Source organism: Pseudonocardia hydrocarbonoxydans (assembly GCF_006539565.1).
In the GTDB taxonomy this organism is placed as follows: domain Bacteria; phylum Actinomycetota; class Actinomycetes; order Mycobacteriales; family Pseudonocardiaceae; genus Pseudonocardia; species Pseudonocardia hydrocarbonoxydans.
Map to the genome: position 1 here is coordinate 45,528 of NZ_BJNG01000025.1, position 16,514 is coordinate 62,041.

The following is a 16,514-nucleotide window of genomic DNA, read 5'->3' on the forward strand; positions in this document are numbered from 1 at the left end:
CGCCCGCGTCGGGGAGCACTTCGTGACCGCGGCGGACCGCGTGCCGCCGCAGCACCGCGTGCCGGTGCACCGCAGAGCCAAGGTGCACCGGCTGCCGGCGATCGTCGACAACCTGCCGGGCGCGGTGTACCGCACGCAGCCCACGCGCTACCTCATCGAGCACCTGGACTGGATGCGCCGGGCCGGGCGCGCGGACTCGACGATCAAGGCGCGCACGATGGCGCTGCACTTCCTCGCGCTGTGGCTGCACGGTGACCCGTTCGACGCGACGAGCCAGCAGCTCGACGCGTGGCAGTCGACGCTGAAGCCGTTGATCAAGATGCGCCATCAGACCTCGCTGATCCGGCCCTACTACCGCTTCGTGCAGGACCGCGGCTACCGCCTCGACAACCCGGCCGCGCTGCTGCCGCTCCCGCCTGCGCCGCGCCGGCTCCCTCGGCCGATCTCGGAGGAGCGGCTGATGGCCGCGGTCGCCGCGGCGCGGCCGCGGGTGCTGCGGTGGCTGCTGCTCGCTGGCTGGTCGGGTCTGCGGGCGGCCGAGATCGCCGGCCTGACCGTCGAGTCGTTCGCGGCGGACGGCACTGGCCAGGTGTGGGCCCGAGTGATGGGCAAGGGCTCGAAGGAGCGCGAGGTCCCGGTGCCCGCGTGGTGCTGGGAGCTGATCGAGCCGGCCCTGCCCGCGTCGGGGCCGTGCTGGGCGCGCGAGAAGGGCACCGGCCCGGTGACGGCGCAGCACGTGAGCCAGCTGTGCAACGACTACCTGCGCTCGCAGGGGATGTCGGACACCTTCCACGCGCTGCGCCACCGCGCGGCGACGGAGACCCTGCACGCCACCGGTGGCGACCTGCGCGCGGTGCAGGACCTGCTAGGGCACTCGAACCTGGGGACGCTGCACGTCTACACCCGGGTGCGGCCGGGGACGCTTGCCGGCGCGGTGGCCGCGCTGGGCCGGCCCACGGACGAGCTGCGGTGAGCGCGGCCGTGGCGTGGTGGTGCATGGCGGCGGGCAGCGCCGGCGTGGTGCTCGGGCTGCTCGCGGGCCGGTGGCGGTGGGCCGGGCGAGCCCGGCACCGTGGCGGGCTGCAGCTGCGTCCGCCCCGGCGGCGCCGGCGACGAGGCGCGCGCTGAGTAGCCGTCGAGGATTCAGCGGTGCGCCGGGCCGCGTTCTGGCATGATCCGGCTGGTAGCGCAGCGGTTCGAGTGATCTCGCCGGGTGCGCAGGGCCCCGCGCTCGTGTGATCACGCCGGGGGTTGATCATCCCCTTCATGCCGCCCGGCTGGTCCTCCCTGGCTCGGAGCCAGCCGGGCGGCCCCTGACACACCGTGAGGACCCCTTCCCGATGAACCCGTTCCTGCACGCCGCTCTGACGCGCTACAACTCCGCGCGCGACGACACGACCGAGATCCAGAACCGCGCCAAGACCGAGGAGCGCGACCTCACCAAGGAGGAGGTCGCGACGATCGAGGGGCACGTCGCCGCGATGAACCAGATGGGCCCGCTGATCGAGCAGTTCGCCCACGAGGAGAAGCGGACGCGCGCCGTCGCCGACGCGGCCGCGGCGATCGACGCCGGCAACCGCGGCGAGCTCGTCGACGAGCTGGTGCCCGCGCTGGTCCCGGGCCGCACCCAGCTCAGCGAGATGCTGCGCTCGATCGACGAGCAGCGCACGCACCGGTGGTCCGTCCAGCCCGAGCGCAGGGGCGTCAGCCTGGCCGGCGGCGACGCCGAGCACCGGGCGCTGGTGACGACCTCGACGACCGGTGCGCCGGTCGCGGCCGGCGGCGGCACGCCGCTGCGCGAGCCGCGCCGGATCGCGACCGCGGCCGGCCTGCCGGTGCAGCGGGTCAGCGGCGTCGAGGGCGTGACGTGGCCGGTGTTCGGGTCGGCCGACGCCGCGGACATCGTCGCCGAGGGCGCGACGAAGCCCGAGTACGACAACATCACCAGCGCCACCGCGACGCCGCAGATGATCGCGATGTGGACCGACTTCACCCGGCAGGTCGGGATGACCCTGCCGAACTTCGAGCGCCGGCTGCAGGCCAAGCTCAGCGCCCGCGTGGCCCGCCGTGAGGACGTCCTGATGGTCGCCCGGGTGCTGGCCACCACCGGGATCCAGACCTACGCCGCCGGCGCGGACCAGCCGTTCGCGGACTCGCTGCTCCAGGCCGCAGCGCTGGTGCTGGCCTCCGACGTCGCGGCCGCGCCGAACCTGGCCGTCGTGCACCCCACTGACGTCGTGGCGATCTTCGGCGGCTCGGCCACCGGGACGGCCGGGGAGACCCCGCAGAGCGAGCTGCGCCTAGACCTGCACGGCATGACGGTCTACCCGTCCACCGCGGTCACGGCCGGCACGGCGATCGTCGGGGCGTGGCCGGCGGCCGCGGAGCTGATCGTCGGCCTGCCGCCCACCGTGTTCGTCGACGCCGTGTCCGGGCTGAAGACGAACAAGATCACGGTCCTGCTGGAGGAGGCCGTCACGCTGGGCGTGACCGAGCCCGAGGGGTTCGTCAGCGTGGACTTCGTCCCGGCGTAGCCCCGGCCCCTCACGCGGCCCCCTGTCGTCCGGCAGGGGGCCGCGCTGCGTCCTGGCCAGCTAGGCACGCCGGCGGCGGCCAGCGGCGCGCTGACGGGCCCGGCGGGCATCGAGGTGCGCGGCGTCGTAGGCGCGGCTGCTCGCGGCGTCGCAGAGCTTGCAGGCGCTCTTGTGGCCCGAGGCCTTCGACCGGTCGACGGCGAACGCCTCGCGCGGCTTGGTCGTCGAGCAGGTGGGGCACGTGGGCACGGTCGGCTCCGATCGGTTGTTGATCTTACTCTGAGCGCCGTTGTCACCCAGAGCGATGGTCACGGCGGGTAGTTGAACGCTCGGAGTACTCCGAGTCCCCGACGCCGGGGGTCGCCGACACCCTCGGCGATCGCGGCGGGCCGCCAGCGGCCAGCAGGGCCGGCCCGGTGCTGGCCGCGCTCAGCGGCCGCAGGACGGCCGTCCCCGGTGCTCCGGAGAGCGCCCGGGGCCGCTCAGCGGCGCGCTGAACGCCAGCAGCGCGGCCGCCGGACGCCGGCCGGGTCGCCGTCCCCGGCTGGGCCGGGGGCTCGGAGGGAGAGATCCATACGGGCCTAGCTGTCCGGCCCTGCCGGGCCCCAGCAAAAACCGGGGTCGGTCACGCATCGTGACCGCCGAGCCGGCGGCGCTGCTGCTCGGCGAGCAGCTCGGCCGCGGGCCGGTACTTCAGCGGTGAGTCCGCCGGCGGCTGCTCGTCGACGTCGACGAGCGCCTGGTCCTCGACGAGCGGCTGCGCCGTCTCGGTCTCGGTCACGCGCCCGTACCGCCCTCGGTCAGCCACTCGGTGGGCACGTGGTCGGGCGCCGGCTGCGCCTGGGCCAGCAGGTCACGGGCGGTGGCGCGCGGGTCGACGGGCCGCCCGTGCGCATCCACGAGGTCCCGGACGCGGACCCGGCACAGCTCGACAACGCCGAGGCTGGTGGACAGCCACACGATCGCGAACGTGGACCGGGTGTCCTTGCGGCCGCTCCTGGTCAGCTCGACGCGCAGCTCGATGCTCAGGCGCTCCTCGATCGTCTCGTACCACTGGGCGAGCTGCTCGCGCACCGCCCGGCCGTGCTCGTCGTCGACGACGCCGGCGAGGATGCGCCGGGTCTGGGCGAGCAGGGCGTCCTCGATGTGCTCGGTCAGCGTGCGGCCGGCCGTTGGTGCGGTCATGACAGGTTCCTTCCGGGTGGGTCGTCGGTGGGTCGTGCTACGAGCGCCTTTAGCTCGTCCTTCGTGGGCGGCCTGGGCGGCCGTTCAGCCAGCCAGGGACGGCAGTGTGGGCACGGGCGCGGCTGCGACGCGTTGCGGTCGAGCCAGCCCCGCCGGCAGGTATGCCCGTGCTCGTCGCCGGCGTCGTCCTCGATCGGCTCGCCGGTCCGGTCACGACGCACGGGCCACCGCGCTTGGGTGACAGCGCGGGCACGGGTCTCCGGAGCCGGACGTGACGCCGGGCGGGTAGGTGACGCGTGCGGTCGGTGCGTCCAGCGGGCCCGCGTTGCACTGACCGCACGGAGGCGGCAGGTGCGCGCGAGCCGGGCTCGCCATCTTCTCCGCCTTCAGCAGGCGCTCGATGACGTCCTTCCGCGTGCCCTTGCGCACGAGCGACGCCATGAGCGCCTCGACGCTGTTCGGCGGCCTTGGGCCCGTCTCGATGCTCAGCAGGGCCGCTCGCACCCGATCGGCCGACCACACGTCCGGGAGGTCGATCAGCTCGACGACGTCGTCCACGATCGCCTCGCGGCCGCGCCACGGCTCGCGCGCGCCGGCGCGCGCGGCTGGAGGTGGTGATGAAGGAGGAGGTACTGAGGAGGTGGGCTCCCGGTTTCCGGTGGCCTCGGGCACCGGAAACCGGTGGGTCGCCTCCTCCGTTTCCGGTGGTACCCCCTGAATCCGGTACCTACCGATTTCCGGTGGTATCCCGGTGAAGCCTGCAGCTGTGCCGACGTCGGCCGGCACGGTCAGGACGTACTCCCGCGCTCGGTCGCGATACGACACGGCTTCTCCGACCCGCAGGAACAGTCGTGCGTCCTCCAGCTTGCGCAGGTGGCCCCGAACGGCCTCCTCGTTGCCGAAGCCGGCGTGCTCCTTGATCTTCTTCTGGCCCGGGAAGATCGCCGAGCCGTCTGGATCGCCGTAGGCCGCCACGAAGAACCCGAAGAGGAACGTCCCGGCCGGCACCAGGCGTCGGCCCAGCAGCGCCCGACGCCACTCGAACAGGCCGAGGCGCATCAGGTCGGCGGGCAGCTCGTACATGGCAGATCAGGCCGCCGAGCCGTCGCCGGCGGCGCGCTGCGCAGCCTGGCGCTGCTCATCGAGCCAGGCGTCGAGGGCACTCAGGTCGTATGCGACCTTCCGGCCGAGCCTGAAGAACGCAGGGCCCTGCCTGCGGTACCGCCAGTGCTTCAAGGTCTCGACGGGGACGCCGAGGTACTCGGCGACCTCTGCGGATCCCAGGATCTTGCGCTCCACGCGTCCTCCTCGTGCTGATGCGGTCTCGGTGAGCCAGTTCAGCGGAACCGACTCACGGCGCGGAACGTACTCCGCCGTGAGTCACCCTCGCAACACCGACTCACCCGTGGTTAGGTAGGCGGGTGCCGAAGAGGACCTGGATTACCCCGGAGGGCGAGCACATCTCGTCCGCGATGCCGTCGACCGGGTACCTGCCGGACGCGGGCACCATCGAGCTGACCGACTGGGACGGCTACTTCGTCCAGCTCTCGGTCGAACTGGTCAACGGCCGCTACCGGTGCAACGAGCTGCGCGTGCGCGAGGGCGAGGCGGGCAAGGAGATCACCGGCGAGGCGATCCGCAACCTGTCCCTCTCGCGCATGATCCGCGAGGGCGTTCTGCACGTGCGCCGGTTCGTCAGGCCGCCCGAGGCGCCGACGGACGTCGACGAGGACCTGCGCAAGCTCCAGTGGGTGGCGGAGGTCTACCGGTTCGCCTACGCGGTGGGCGACCCACCCAAGCAGGCAGTGGCGGAGGGACTGCAGGTGTCGCCTGCGACGGCGGGCCGCTGGATCGCGAGGTCGCGCAAGGCTGGTCTGCTAGGGCCGGCTGAGGGCCCCGGACGAGCGGGAGGCTGAGGGTGGGAAGCGTAGCCAAGCGCCCGAACGGCCGGTGGCGCGCTCGGTACCGGGCACCGGACGGCGCGTGGCGGGCGAAGCACTTCACGCGCAAGGTCGACGCGGAGCGGTTCGTCGCGACGATCGAGACGGCAAAGCTGCGGGGCGCCTACATCGACCCGGACGACCGGACGACCGTCGCGGAGTACGCGCGCCGGTGGGCGGCGGCGCGGCCGTACCGGGCCACCACGGCGCGGCGGGTGGAGGCGCAGATCCGGTGCCACCTGGAGGGCAAGGCGCTGGGCGGGCGCCGGCTCGCGGCCGTCCTGCCCTCGGATGTGCAGGCCTGGTCGGCCGAGCTCGCGCAGACGATGGCGCCGGCGACGGTGCAGCTGCAGGTGAACCTGCTGAAGGCGGTCTACGCCAGCGCCGTGCTCGATCGGCTCGTCGCGTCCTCGCCCGTCGTGCGGATCGCTCTGCCGCGCGCTGAGCGCGACCGCGTCGTGCCCCTGACGATCGACCAGGTGCAGGCGTTGGCCAGGGAGGTGCCGGAGCGGTGCTCGGCGATGGTCGTCGTGCAGGCCGCGCTAGGCCTGCGCGTCGGGGAGCTGCTCGCCCTGCGCGACCAGGACGTGAACTTCCTCGGTCGCAGCGTCCGCATCGAGCACCAGCTCGAGCGCGGCACGCGGCGGCGGGTGCCGCCGAAGACACCGCGATCGCGACGAGCCGTGCCGCTCCCCCAGGTCGCCGCTGAGGCGCTGTCGGAGCACATGCGGAACTGGCCGGCGCTCGACGACGGCACGCTGTTCTACGGCGCCAGCGGGCGGCCCTACGACCACGCCTACTACGGGACCAAGGTGTTCACCGCGGCCGCGCGACGTCTCGCCGGCGCGAAGGGCTCGACGTTCCCGCCGGAGGTCACGACCCACGACCTCCGCCACCACTACGCCAGCGTGCTGCTCGCCGGCGGTGAGAGCGTCGTCGCCGTCGCCGAGCGCCTGGGCCACGACAACGCGGGCATGGTCCTGCGGGTGTACGGGCACCTGATGCCCGACTCCGAGGACCACACGCGCCGCGTCATCGACGCCGCCTGGGCACCCCTCGACGGCGCTGCTCGTGTGTCCACGGGTGGCAGCGGCAGGGACGGATCAGGGACACCCGCGGGGGTGCGGCCATGACCTAGACCCCTGACCTGCGTGAATGCCGCCAGATCCGCCCCGATCAGGCCTCGAACTTGTATCCCAGGCCACGCACCGTCACCAGGTGCTTCGGCGCGCCGGGGTCGGTCTCGACCTTGCTGCGCAGGCGCTTGACGTGCACGTCGAGGGTCTTGGTGTCGCCCACGTAGTCGGCGCCCCAGACGCGGTCGATGAGCTGGCCGCGGGTGAGCACCCGGCCGACGTTGCGCAGCAGGTACTCCAGCAGGTCGAACTCCTTGAGCGGCAGCGCCACGTCGGTGCCCCCGACGGAGACGACGTGCCGCTCCACGTCCATCCGCACCGGCCCGGCCTCGAGCACGGCGCCGCTGCCCCAGCCGCCCGCCCCGTCGAGCTCGGGGCCGCCCTCCCCGCCGCGGCGCAGGACGGCGCGCACGCGCGCGATCAGCTCGCGGGCGGAGTAGGGCTTGGTGACGTAGTCGTCGGCCCCCAGCTCCAGGCCCACGACCTTGTCGATCTCGCTGTCCCGCGCCGTCACCATGATCACCGGGACGGCGGAGCGGGTGCGCAGCGCCTTGCAGACGTCGGTGCCGCTCATCCCGGGGAGCATGAGGTCGAGCAGCACGATGTCGGCGCCGTTGCGGTCGAACTCCTCCAGCGCGTCCTGGCCGGTGGCGGCCACGGCCGTCGTGAAGCCCTCCTTGCGCAGCAGGAACGCGAGCGGGTCGGCGAAGGACTCCTCGTCCTCGACGATCAGCACCCTGGTCATCCGGTCCTCCTCGGTTCGCCCTGGAGCGCGATGCCCTCGGCACCGTCGATGTCGTCGTCGTCGATCTCGTCGAGCTCGGCGACGTGCGCGGGCAGCCGCATCGTGAACGTCGACCCGGTGCCCGGGCTGCTCCACAGCCGCACCTCGCCGCCGTGGTTGGCCAGCACGTGCTTGACGATCGCGAGCCCCAGCCCGGTGCCGCCGGTGGCCCGCGAGCGGGCCGGGTCGACGCGGAAGAACCGCTCGAAGACCCGCGTCTGGTGCTCGGGGGCGATGCCGATGCCGCGGTCGGTCACCGAGATCTCCACCCAGTCGCCGACGCGGCGCCGCGACACCGACACCGACGCCTCCGACGGCGAGTAGGCGATGGCGTTCTCGACGAGGTTGGACAGCGCGGTGACCAGCAGCGTGCGGTCGCCCGCGACCTCGAGACCGGTGGGCCGGTCGACGGTGATGTCGATGCGGGCCCCCTCGGCGGAGAGGCGGCTGCGGGCCATCGCCTCGCGCACCACGTCGTCGACGTCGACGATGCCCAGCTCCGGCAGTCGTTCGGCCCCGGTGAGCCGCGACAGCGCGATCAGTTCGGTGACCAGCGCGCCCAGCCGGTTGGCCTCGTTGAGGATCTTGGTACTGAACCGCCGGACCTCGACGGCGTCGTCGGCCGCGTCCAGCACCGCCTCGGCGAGCAGCCCGACCGCGCCGACGGGGGTCTTGAGCTCGTGGCTGACGTTGGCGACGAAGTCGCGGCGCGTGGCCTCCAGGCGCACGGCGTCGGAGGTGTCGGAGGCCTCGGCGACGGTGTAGCCGCCGCCGAGCGGCCGCACCTCGGCGACGACGGCCGCGGGCCGGCGGCCGCGCTGCCCGTCGAGCGGCGAGAGGTCGACGGTGCCGGGCTGCCCCGAGCTCTGCGCCCGCTGGCACGCCGCCCAGGCGCGGGCGTCGGGCAGGTCGCCGCGCACCAGCCCCAGCTCGACGGCGCGGTCGTTGTGCAGCACGACGTCACCGGCCCGCGTGAGGACGGCCAGCCCGGTCTCCGACGACCGGAACACCCGCTGCAGCAGGTCGGCCATCGGTGGACCGGGCGGCGGCGGGGCCGGGACGGGAGCGGGCTCGGCCCGCCGACGCCCGATCCGCAGCCCGACGGCGACGCCGAGCACGAGGGCGGCGGCCGCGGTCAGCACGCACAGCAGCGCGGTCACGGGCGGCATCGTAGGCAGCCCGACGGCCGTGATGGCCAGTCCGAACGGGCGGAGGTGACCGCGGTGACGTCCCGGAGCGTCACATTTCGACCCCCGTTCACGCCGCGTTCACCGGTCGGCGCGTCCACCCCCATTGCCGGAAGGCCACCTTCACGCAACCAGATGGCGTGCAGGTGGCCTTCCGGCGATTCGGGAGCGGCGTCAGCGGCCCTGCGCCGCCACCGCGGCCGCGGCGTCGGCGGCCGCCTGCGGGTCGAGGTAGGTGCCGCCGGGCACCGTGGGGCGCATGTCGTCGTCGAGGTCGTAGCGCAGCGGCATGCCGGTGGGGATGTTGAGCCCGGCGATGTCGGCGTCGGAGATGCCGTCGAGGTGCTTGACGAGCGCGCGCAGCGAGTTGCCGTGCGCGGCGAGCAGCACCACCTTCCCGGCCGCGACGTCGGGGACCACCTCGGACTCCCAGTACGGCAGGAAGCGCGTCACGACGTCCTTGAGGCACTCGGTGCGCGGGACGGGGACACCGGCGTAGCGCGGGTCGCCGGTCTGGTCGAACTCGGAGCCGGGCTCGATCTCCGGCGGCGGGGTGTCGTAGGAGCGGCGCCAGAGCATGAACTGCTCCTCGCCGAACTCGGCGAGGGTCTGCTTCTTGTCCTTGCCCTGCAGCGCGCCGTAGTGGCGCTCGTTGAGCCGCCAGTCGCGCTTGACCGGGATCCAGTGCCGGTCGCAGGCGTCGAGCGAGAGGTGCGCGGTGGAGATCGCGCGGCGCAGCAGCGAGGTGTGGACGACGTCGGGCAGCAGCCCGGCCTCGCGCAGCAGCTCGCCGCCGCGGCGGGCCTCCTGCTCACCGGTCTCGGTCAGCGGCACGTCCACCCAGCCGGTGAAGAGGTTCTCGGCGTTCCACACGCTCTGCCCGTGACGGAGCAGCACCAGGGTTCCCATGGGCGCTCACTCTGCCAGCCGGGCCGCCTGCGCCGGGGACCGGTCGGGGCAGGCCTGCGGGGCGTCGAGCCCGCCCAGGATCGCGGCGCCGATCTCGCGGAGCTGGGCCACCTGCTCGGCGGTGAGCCGGTCGAACACGTGCGCGCGGACCGTGGCGACGTGCCCGGGCGCCGCGGCGGCGAGGACGTCGAACCCGGCATCGGTGAGCCGGGCCAGGGTGCTGCGCCGGTCGTCGGGGCAGGGCACGCGGCGGACCCAGCCGTTGCGCTCCAGCCGGGCCACGGCGTGCGAGAGCCGGCTCTGCGAGCTCTGCGTCATCAGCGCCAGGTCGCTCATCCGCAGCGTGCGGCCGGGTACGTCGGAGAGCATCGCGAGGATCAGGTAGTAGGCGTGCGGCAGCCCGGCGTCGCGCTGGAGCTGGCGGTCCAGGGCCGCGTCCAGGAGCGTGGAGGCCGCCCGGAACGTCAGCCAGGCGTCCAGCTGTTCGGCGGTCAGCCACCCGTCGTCGGTCACGGCGCCATCCTAGCCGTTGAACATTCATGTGTTAATGTATGAGCGTTCAACCAAAGGAGACCCGATGCCCGTCCAGCGCCTCAACCACGCCGTCCTCTACGTCCGCGACCTCGACACCAGCGTCGCCTTCTACCAGGAGGCACTCGGCTTCCGGACCGTCGCAGGCGTGCCCGGCCGCGCCGCGTTCCTGCAGGCCGAGGCCTCCACCAACGACCACGACCTCGGCCTGTTCGCGATCGGCGCGCAGGCGGGCGACTCGGCCGCGGGCCGCGGCACCGTGGGCCTCTACCACCTGGCGTGGGAGGTCGACACGCTCGGCGAGCTGCGCCGCATCGCGGGCGTGCTGAGCGAGCGCGGGTCCCTGGTCGGCGCGTCGGACCACGGCAGCACCAAGGCTCTCTACGCCCGCGACCCCGACGGGATCGAGTTCGAGGTCAGCTGGCTCGTGCCGGCCGACCTGCTCGGCCCCGACACCGGCATGCGCACCGCGGCCCTGGACGTCGAGGCCGAGATCGCCCGCTACGGCGCGGACACCCGCGGCGGGGTGGGGGTCTCGGTCCCGACCGGCTGAGCGGCCTCGTCCGCGCGCAGCGTGCGCGTCAGCGTGTCGAGGGTGTGCCGCAGCCGGTCGAGCTCCTCGGGCGGCATGCCGGTGGCGTCGCGGACGCGGCGGACGATGTCGGGGACCCGGTCGCGCAGGTCGCTCCCGGCCGGGGTGAGCGAGACGAGCACCGAGCGCTCGTCGCTCTCCTGGCGGCGGCGGGAGACGAAGCCCGCCGCCTCCAGCCGCTTGAGCAGCGGCGACAGCGTGCCCGTCTCCAGCTGCAGCGCCGAGCCGATCGAGGTGACCGTGGCCTCCCCGCGCTCCCAGAGCACCAGCATCACCAGGTACTGCGGGTAGGTGAGGCCGATCGCGTCGAGCTGCGGGCGGTAGCAGCCGACGATCGCCCGGGACGCGGCGTAGAGCGAGAAGCAGAGCTGCTCCTCCAGGGTGATCGACCACGCGGTCTCCGGCTGCGCCATCGAACCACTGTAAGCCCGTCTGCGCCCGGCTCCACCCGCGGCCCCGGGGGCACCGTGCACAGCCCACGGTCGCCGTGCACACGCCGGGAGGTGTGCACGGCGACGCCGCGGTGTGCTCGGTCAGGCCTTGGCGGCCTCGCGAGCGCGCAGGTCCTTGCGCAGGATCTTGCCGCTGGCCGACTTCGGGATGACGTCGATGAACTCGACCACGCGCACCTTCTTGTGCGGGGCGATCCGCTCGGCGACGAACGCCATGACGTCGTCGGCGCTGAGCTCGACGCCGTCCTGGAGCACCACGAACGCCTTGGGCACCTCCTCGCCCTCGTCGTCGCGCACCCCGATGACCGCGGCGTCGGCGATCTTCGGGTTGGTCAGCAGCAGGGCCTCCAGCTCGGCGGGCGGCACCTGGTAGCCCTTGTACTTGATGAGCTCCTTGACCCGGTCGACGATCGAGAACACGCCGTCCTCGGTGACCTCGGCGACGTCACCGGTGTGCAGGTAGCCCTCGTCGTCCAGGGTGATCGCGGTGGCCTCGGGGTTGTTGAGGTAGCCGACCATCACGTTGGGGCCCTTGACCCACAGCTCGCCGCGCCCGCCCGGGCCGACCTCCTCGCCCGTCTCCGGGTCGACCAGCTTGCACACGATGTTGGGCAGCGCGAAGCCCGAGGAGTTGAGGTCGAGGTCGGGGCGGTCGTCGGGCATGCAGTGGCTGACCGGGGACAGCTCGGTCATGCCGTAGCCCTGCAGCACCGTGCAGCCCAGCCGCTTGCCCATCGCGTGCCCGAGCTCGGCGTCGAGCGGGGCCGCGCCGGAGAAGATGATGTCGATGCAGGACAGGTCGTACTGGTCGACGATCGGGTGCTTGGCCAGCGCTACGGCCACGGGCGGTGCGATGTAGACCCGCTGGATGCGGTGGTCGGCGATGATCCGCAGGAACTCCGGCAGGTCGAACTTCGGCATCGTGATGACGGTGGCGTTCGCGTGCAGGCCCTGGTTCATCATCACGGTCATGCCGTAGATGTGGAAGAACGGCAGCACGGCGAGGATGCGGGTGTCCCCGGTGACGGTGCCCATCTGCTGGATCTGGAGCAGGTTCGCCACCAGGTTGCGGTGGGTGAGGATGACGCCCTTGGCCAGCCCGGTGGTGCCCGAGGAGTACGGGAGCACCGCGGTGTCGGTGGGCAGCGTGTCCTGGGCCGGGGTGGCGGCGGTGGTGCCCCACAGGTCGTGCAGGGAGGTGTAGCCCTCGGCCGCGTCCAGCACGATGATCGAGTCGGCCGGGAGCCCGGCCTGCTCGGCGGCCGCGGCGGCGCGGTCGAGGAACGGCGAGACGGTGAACAGCAGCTTCGCGCCGGAGTCCGTGAGCTGGTGGGCCAGCTCACCGGGGCTGTAGAGGGAGTTGGCGCTGGTGACGATCGCGTTGGCGCGCAGGATGCCGTGGAAGACCGCCGCGTAGTACGGGGTGTTCGGGGCGAAGATGCCGACGACGTCGCCCTTCGCGATCCCGCGCTCGGCCAGCGCGGCGGCGATCTTCTCGACCATCCCGCGCAGCTCGGCGAACGAGATCGACGCACCCGAGCCGCCGTCGATCAGGGCGGGCTCGGCGTCGCGGCCACCGAAGTCGGTGAACAGGAAGTCGAACAGGGAGATCTCGGGGATCTCGACGTCCGGGTACGGACTGCGAACGGGCATTGCTGCACTCCCTCGGGCACACCCGGGCGGACCGGCTCCGGCGGGCGACCCACTCTAGAACCCGCCCGAAACACCCGAACGGGTCCGTCCGGGCGGACGGTCAGGTGGACGCGGCCCGGCGGCGGCGCACCCCGCGCGCGGCCGCCCAGGCGATCCCGCCCACCACGGCGAGCACCGGGACGAACGGCAGCACGAACCCCAGCAGCGCGCCGACGCCCGTGCCGAGCGCGAGCAGGCCCGCCCAGCCCGCCGCGAGCCCGTCGAGGAAGCCCGGCGCGTCGGCGGCGGCCCCGACCGGCGGGGACTCCGGGCCGCGCAGCTCGACGGTGAGCGTGGACAGCGCCACCTGGTCGCGCAGGGCCGCGAGCCGTCCGGTGAGCGAGTCGAGGTCGGCCTCGCGGCGGGCCAGCTCGGACTCGATCGCCACCACGTCCCCGATCGAGGTGGCCTCGGCCAGCAGCGCGCGGACCCGCGCCACGCTCGCCTGCTGGCCGGCGACGCGCGCGTCGAGGTCCACGACCTCCTCCGTCGCGTCGACGACGGCGGTGCTGCGCTCGGTCACCGTGCCCAGCGCCGACACCTGCTCGGTCAGGCGGTCCAGCGCGTCGGCCGGCACCCGCAGCACCATCCACCCGGTGTCGCGCCCGGACTGCTCCTGCGCGACGAACCCGCCCGCGGCCACCGCCGCGGCGCGCACGTCCCGCGCGCCCGCCGCCGGGTCGGCCACCTCGACGGTGAGCGCGGCCGATCGCACGAGCGAGCGCTGCACGACACCGACGGGCACACCGGGCGCGGGGTCCTCGGGCACCGCCGCCCGGTCCGCCGCGACCCCGCCCGCCGCCGCGTCCGCCCCCGGGGCCCCGACCATCCTCTCCGACGGCGCGTACTCGGCCGTCGCGGGCGAGCCGACGGAGGACGCGGAGCCCCCGCCGCCCGACCCGATCGCCACCGCCGCACCGACGAGCACCACCAGGGCCGCGAGCACCGCGACCGCCGTCCTGCGGGACACCCTGCGCACCACCGTCATCGCCTCCTCGTGGCCCGGGGCGACCCCGGGCGTCACGGGGAGGACGGCACCGCCACCGGGAACGGTTGGCCCAGCGGGGTCACGGTCCGGTGTCGGAGGGCCCGGTGGGCCCGGGCCAGCGACCGGGCCGCGGCGGAGAGCCCCGCCTGGACCCCGATCCCGGTCACCACGCAGGCGACGACGACGGGCAGCGGCGAGGCGTGGGGCAGCAGCTCGGGATAGACCGCGTAATGGGTCAGGTAGACGGCCAGCGAGGCCCCCGCGACGGCCCCGACCGGCCGCACGAGCGGGCGGGGGACGGCGATGCGGGGCGCCAGCGCCAGCAGCAGCAGGCCCCCGGTCACGACGGCGGCGCGCAGCGGGCTGTCGAAGAAGCCCGGCACCAGCACCACCACCAGCCCGGCGACGGCGACGCGCTGCACCGGGCCGGTGCTCCGGGCGACGACCCAGCCCAGCACGAACAGCCACAGCACGAGGTGGGTGCTCATCAGCCGGTCGGAGAACTCGTTGCCGGGCAGCGGGAACAGCCGGCCGACCAGCGCGACGCCGAGCAACCCGAGCGCGAAGCCGAGCGGGCGGGCCCGTTCGCAGCGCCGCACCGCGGGCACGGCCAGCAGCAGGCCCAGCACCAGCAGGATCTGGCACAGCGACTCCACGTACCAGTAGCCCCACGCCGACGGGTCGAGGAACTGGTTGACCAGCAGCGCCTGGCTGAGGACGACGTCGTCCTCGGTACGGGCCCGCCAGGCGATCCACAGCGCGGTGGGGACCGCGATCCGGGCGGTGGCGCGCAGGATCGTCCACCGGCGCGGGCCGCCGGCCAGTACGAACCGGGCGAACGCCCACCCGGTGACGCCCATCAGCAGGTGGGCGCCGCCCTTGACGTCGAACAGGCCGACGTGCGAGCCGACGACGAGCACGATCGCCACCGCCCGCAGCACCACCCCGGTCTCCGCCGTCACCCAGACCCGGGTGCGGCGGGGCAGCTCGCTCAGCGCGCCGATCGTCGTGGTCTCCCAGTCGGCCGGCAGGTGGCCCAGTGCCCGCTGCAGCTCCAGGGTCATCTGCACGTAGGACAGCGAGTCGCCGCCCAGGCTCGTGAACGTCGCGTCGGGGGGCAGCGCGGCCAGCGGGAACACCGCCCGGAAGGCGCCGGGCACGGTCCGCGGGCGCGCGGTGGGCCATCGCATCCGCCTGCGGGGCCGGTGGCGGGCCACGGCCGCGTAGTCGATCTTCCCGTTCGGTCGCCGGGGCAGTTCGGGGAGGCCGACCACGCGCACCGCGACGTCCGGCAGCCCGGTCCGCTCGGCCACGAACCGCCTCACCCGCGCCGTGTCCGCCCCGCCGGTGACGGCGACGACGAGCCGGGCGTCGTCGCCGGTGCAGGCCGCGGTGCACCCCTGCGCAGCGAGGAGCTGCTCGACCCGGTCGAGGTCGATCCGCAGCCCGAACGGCTTGACCACCCGGCTGCGCCGCCCCACGATCTCGATCATCCCGTCGGGTCGCCTGCGGGCCAGGTCGCCGGTGCGCAGCGCGTGCACGTCCCGCCCGCGGGTCAGGTCGGCGGGCTGCTCGGCGTACCCGAGCATGACGTTGGCGCCGCGGTAGACGAGCTCGCCGGTGCCGGTCGGGTCCGGGTCCTCGATGTCCAGGGACCCGCCGGGGATGGGGACGCCCACCGCGCCGGGGCACTCCGCGGCCCGCTCCGGGGGCAGGTAGGCCATCCGGGCCGTGGCCTCGGTCTGGCCGTACATCACGAAGAACCGCCAGCCCCGGCGCTCGCCCAGCCGGGCGTAGCGGCGCACGACGTCGGGGGCGAGGCGGCCGCCCGCCTGGGTGAGGTAGCGCAGGTGGGGCAGCTCCATCTCGGGGAACCCGACGCGGTCGAGCAGCTCGACGGTGTGCGGCACCGCGTGCAGGCTCGTCCCGGCCCCGTCGCGGAACGCCGTCCAGAACCCCGGGTCGGTCACCGACCGGTCCGAGAGCAGCAGCGCCGCGCCGCGGGCCAGGTTCGAGTGGACGACCGACAGCCCGTAGCAGTAGTGCAGCGGCAGCGTGGTGGCCGCGCGGTCGGTGGGCCGGATGTCGAGGTACTCGCCGATGGCGTCGGCGTTGGCGACCACCCCGGACGCCGGGATCCGAACCAGCTTCGGCGACCCCGTCGATCCCGACGTCGAGAGCAGCACCGCCAGGTCGGGGTGCAGGTCGTGGGCCGATCCGCGGCGGCGCTCGACGAGCGTCCACGCACCGTCGACCCGGCCGGCCACGACGTCGGGGTCGTAGCGGGCGGTGAGCGCGGCGAGCGTCCGCGGGTCCTGTCCCGCGGCCAGCAGCACGGGGTGCCCGCCGCGCAGGGCGGCCAGGTGGGTCACCAGCGTGTCGACGTCGTTGCCCGCACCGAGCAGCACGAGCCGGCGCCGCGCGCCCAGCCGGTCGCCGACGTCGTCGACCCGGTCGGCGAGGTCGCGGTAGGTGAGGGATCCGCCGTCCGGACCCACGACGGCGAGCGCCGATCCCCGGGAACGCAACCGCCCAGCGAAGGGCACGCACCCCGACTCTGAGTTCACCCTGTCATTACATAAGG

The 16,514-nt window shown here is 73.9% G+C and carries 19 protein-coding genes; 6 read left to right on the forward strand and 13 right to left on the reverse strand.

Going from position 1 to position 16,514, the window contains the following annotated elements; all coding sequences use genetic code 11:
- The first annotated feature begins 22 nt into the window (after positions 1-22).
- The 3 genes from PHY01_RS15360 (at position 23) to PHY01_RS15365 (ending at position 2,534) form a co-directional block, all read left to right on the forward strand.
- Positions 23-973, forward strand: coding sequence for a tyrosine-type recombinase/integrase (locus PHY01_RS15360; protein WP_141279346.1), 951 nt, complete (start codon positions 23-25; stop codon positions 971-973).
- Positions 970-1,128, forward strand: coding sequence for a hypothetical protein (locus tag PHY01_RS26510; protein WP_170183827.1), 159 nt, complete (start codon positions 970-972; stop codon positions 1,126-1,128). Before PHY01_RS15360 ends, PHY01_RS26510 begins: the two co-directional genes overlap by 4 nt.
- 212 nt (positions 1,129-1,340) lie before the next feature.
- Positions 1,341-2,534, forward strand: a complete 1,194-nt coding sequence (locus PHY01_RS15365; RefSeq protein ID WP_141279347.1) for a phage major capsid family protein — start codon at positions 1,341-1,343, stop codon at positions 2,532-2,534.
- 60 nt (positions 2,535-2,594) lie between these two features.
- On the opposite strand, the gene PHY01_RS15370 is transcribed toward PHY01_RS15365, so the two are convergent.
- The 5 genes from PHY01_RS15370 to PHY01_RS15385 all read right to left on the reverse strand — a co-directional run bounded on the left by PHY01_RS15370 (position 2,595) and on the right by PHY01_RS15385 (position 5,018).
- Complete coding sequence (locus PHY01_RS15370) at positions 2,595-2,783, reverse strand: hypothetical protein (protein ID WP_141279348.1); 189 nt, start codon at positions 2,781-2,783, stop codon at positions 2,595-2,597.
- A gap of 376 nt (positions 2,784-3,159) precedes the next feature.
- Positions 3,160-3,315, reverse strand: coding sequence for a hypothetical protein (locus PHY01_RS26515; RefSeq protein ID WP_170183828.1), 156 nt, complete (start codon positions 3,313-3,315; stop codon positions 3,160-3,162).
- On the reverse strand, positions 3,312-3,719 hold the full coding sequence (locus tag PHY01_RS15375; RefSeq protein ID WP_141279349.1) for a hypothetical protein: 408 nt from the start codon (positions 3,717-3,719) through the stop codon (positions 3,312-3,314). Before PHY01_RS15375 ends, PHY01_RS26515 begins: the two co-directional genes overlap by 4 nt.
- Before the next feature lie 210 nt (positions 3,720-3,929).
- Positions 3,930-4,802 (reverse strand): hypothetical protein, encoded by an 873-nt coding sequence (locus tag PHY01_RS15380; RefSeq protein WP_141279350.1) that lies wholly within the window; start codon positions 4,800-4,802, stop codon positions 3,930-3,932.
- Between the two features lie 6 nt (positions 4,803-4,808).
- Positions 4,809-5,018, reverse strand: coding sequence for a helix-turn-helix transcriptional regulator (locus PHY01_RS15385; RefSeq protein WP_141279351.1), 210 nt, complete (start codon positions 5,016-5,018; stop codon positions 4,809-4,811).
- Between the two features lie 122 nt (positions 5,019-5,140).
- On the opposite strand from PHY01_RS15385, the gene PHY01_RS15390 reads away from it, so the two are divergent.
- Together PHY01_RS15390 and PHY01_RS15395 are read left to right on the forward strand one after the other, a co-directional pair.
- Positions 5,141-5,635 (forward strand): hypothetical protein, encoded by a 495-nt coding sequence (locus PHY01_RS15390; protein WP_141279352.1) that lies wholly within the window; start codon positions 5,141-5,143, stop codon positions 5,633-5,635.
- A 2-nt stretch (positions 5,636-5,637) separates the two neighbouring features.
- Positions 5,638-6,792, forward strand: a complete 1,155-nt coding sequence (locus PHY01_RS15395; RefSeq protein ID WP_141279353.1) for a tyrosine-type recombinase/integrase — start codon at positions 5,638-5,640, stop codon at positions 6,790-6,792.
- 43 nt (positions 6,793-6,835) lie between these two features.
- Here PHY01_RS15395 and PHY01_RS15400 read toward each other — a convergent pair whose 3' ends face one another.
- The 4 genes from PHY01_RS15400 to PHY01_RS15415 all read right to left on the reverse strand — a co-directional run bounded on the left by PHY01_RS15400 (position 6,836) and on the right by PHY01_RS15415 (position 10,188).
- Positions 6,836-7,540, reverse strand: a complete 705-nt coding sequence (locus PHY01_RS15400; protein WP_141279354.1) for a response regulator — start codon at positions 7,538-7,540, stop codon at positions 6,836-6,838.
- Positions 7,537-8,739 (reverse strand): sensor histidine kinase, encoded by a 1,203-nt coding sequence (locus PHY01_RS15405; protein WP_370467354.1) that lies wholly within the window; start codon positions 8,737-8,739, stop codon positions 7,537-7,539. Before PHY01_RS15405 ends, PHY01_RS15400 begins: the two co-directional genes overlap by 4 nt.
- A 201-nt stretch (positions 8,740-8,940) precedes the next feature.
- On the reverse strand, positions 8,941-9,675 hold the full coding sequence (locus tag PHY01_RS15410; RefSeq protein ID WP_141279356.1) for a phosphoglyceromutase: 735 nt from the start codon (positions 9,673-9,675) through the stop codon (positions 8,941-8,943).
- 6 nt (positions 9,676-9,681) lie between these two features.
- A complete protein-coding gene (locus PHY01_RS15415) occupies positions 9,682-10,188 on the reverse strand; it encodes a MarR family winged helix-turn-helix transcriptional regulator (RefSeq protein ID WP_141279357.1) in 507 nt (168 codons plus the stop codon).
- Positions 10,189-10,252: 64 nt separating this feature from the next.
- On the opposite strand from PHY01_RS15415, the gene PHY01_RS15420 reads away from it, so the two are divergent.
- Positions 10,253-10,759, forward strand: a complete 507-nt coding sequence (locus tag PHY01_RS15420) for a VOC family protein (protein ID WP_141279358.1) — start codon at positions 10,253-10,255, stop codon at positions 10,757-10,759.
- Here the strand turns inward: PHY01_RS15420 and PHY01_RS15425 are convergent.
- The 4 genes from PHY01_RS15425 to PHY01_RS15440 form a co-directional block, all read right to left on the reverse strand.
- On the reverse strand, positions 10,708-11,211 hold the full coding sequence (locus PHY01_RS15425) for a MarR family winged helix-turn-helix transcriptional regulator (protein WP_141279359.1): 504 nt from the start codon (positions 11,209-11,211) through the stop codon (positions 10,708-10,710). The genes PHY01_RS15420 and PHY01_RS15425 overlap by 52 nt on opposite strands.
- Before the next feature lie 120 nt (positions 11,212-11,331).
- Positions 11,332-12,903 carry an AMP-binding protein gene (locus PHY01_RS15430; RefSeq protein WP_141279360.1) on the reverse strand — a complete coding sequence of 524 codons (1,572 nt, stop codon included), beginning with the start codon at positions 12,901-12,903 and terminating at the stop codon, positions 11,332-11,334.
- A 100-nt stretch (positions 12,904-13,003) separates the two neighbouring features.
- Entirely contained in the window at positions 13,004-13,966 is a 963-nt protein-coding gene (locus tag PHY01_RS15435; RefSeq protein ID WP_141279361.1) for a DUF4349 domain-containing protein, read from the reverse strand.
- Positions 13,963-16,476: an AMP-binding protein gene (locus tag PHY01_RS15440; protein ID WP_141279362.1), complete on the reverse strand. Its 2,514-nt coding sequence runs from the start codon at positions 16,474-16,476 to the stop codon at positions 13,963-13,965. The genes PHY01_RS15435 and PHY01_RS15440 overlap by 4 nt, the downstream gene beginning before the upstream one ends.
- Between the last annotated feature and the right edge of the window lie 38 nt (positions 16,477-16,514).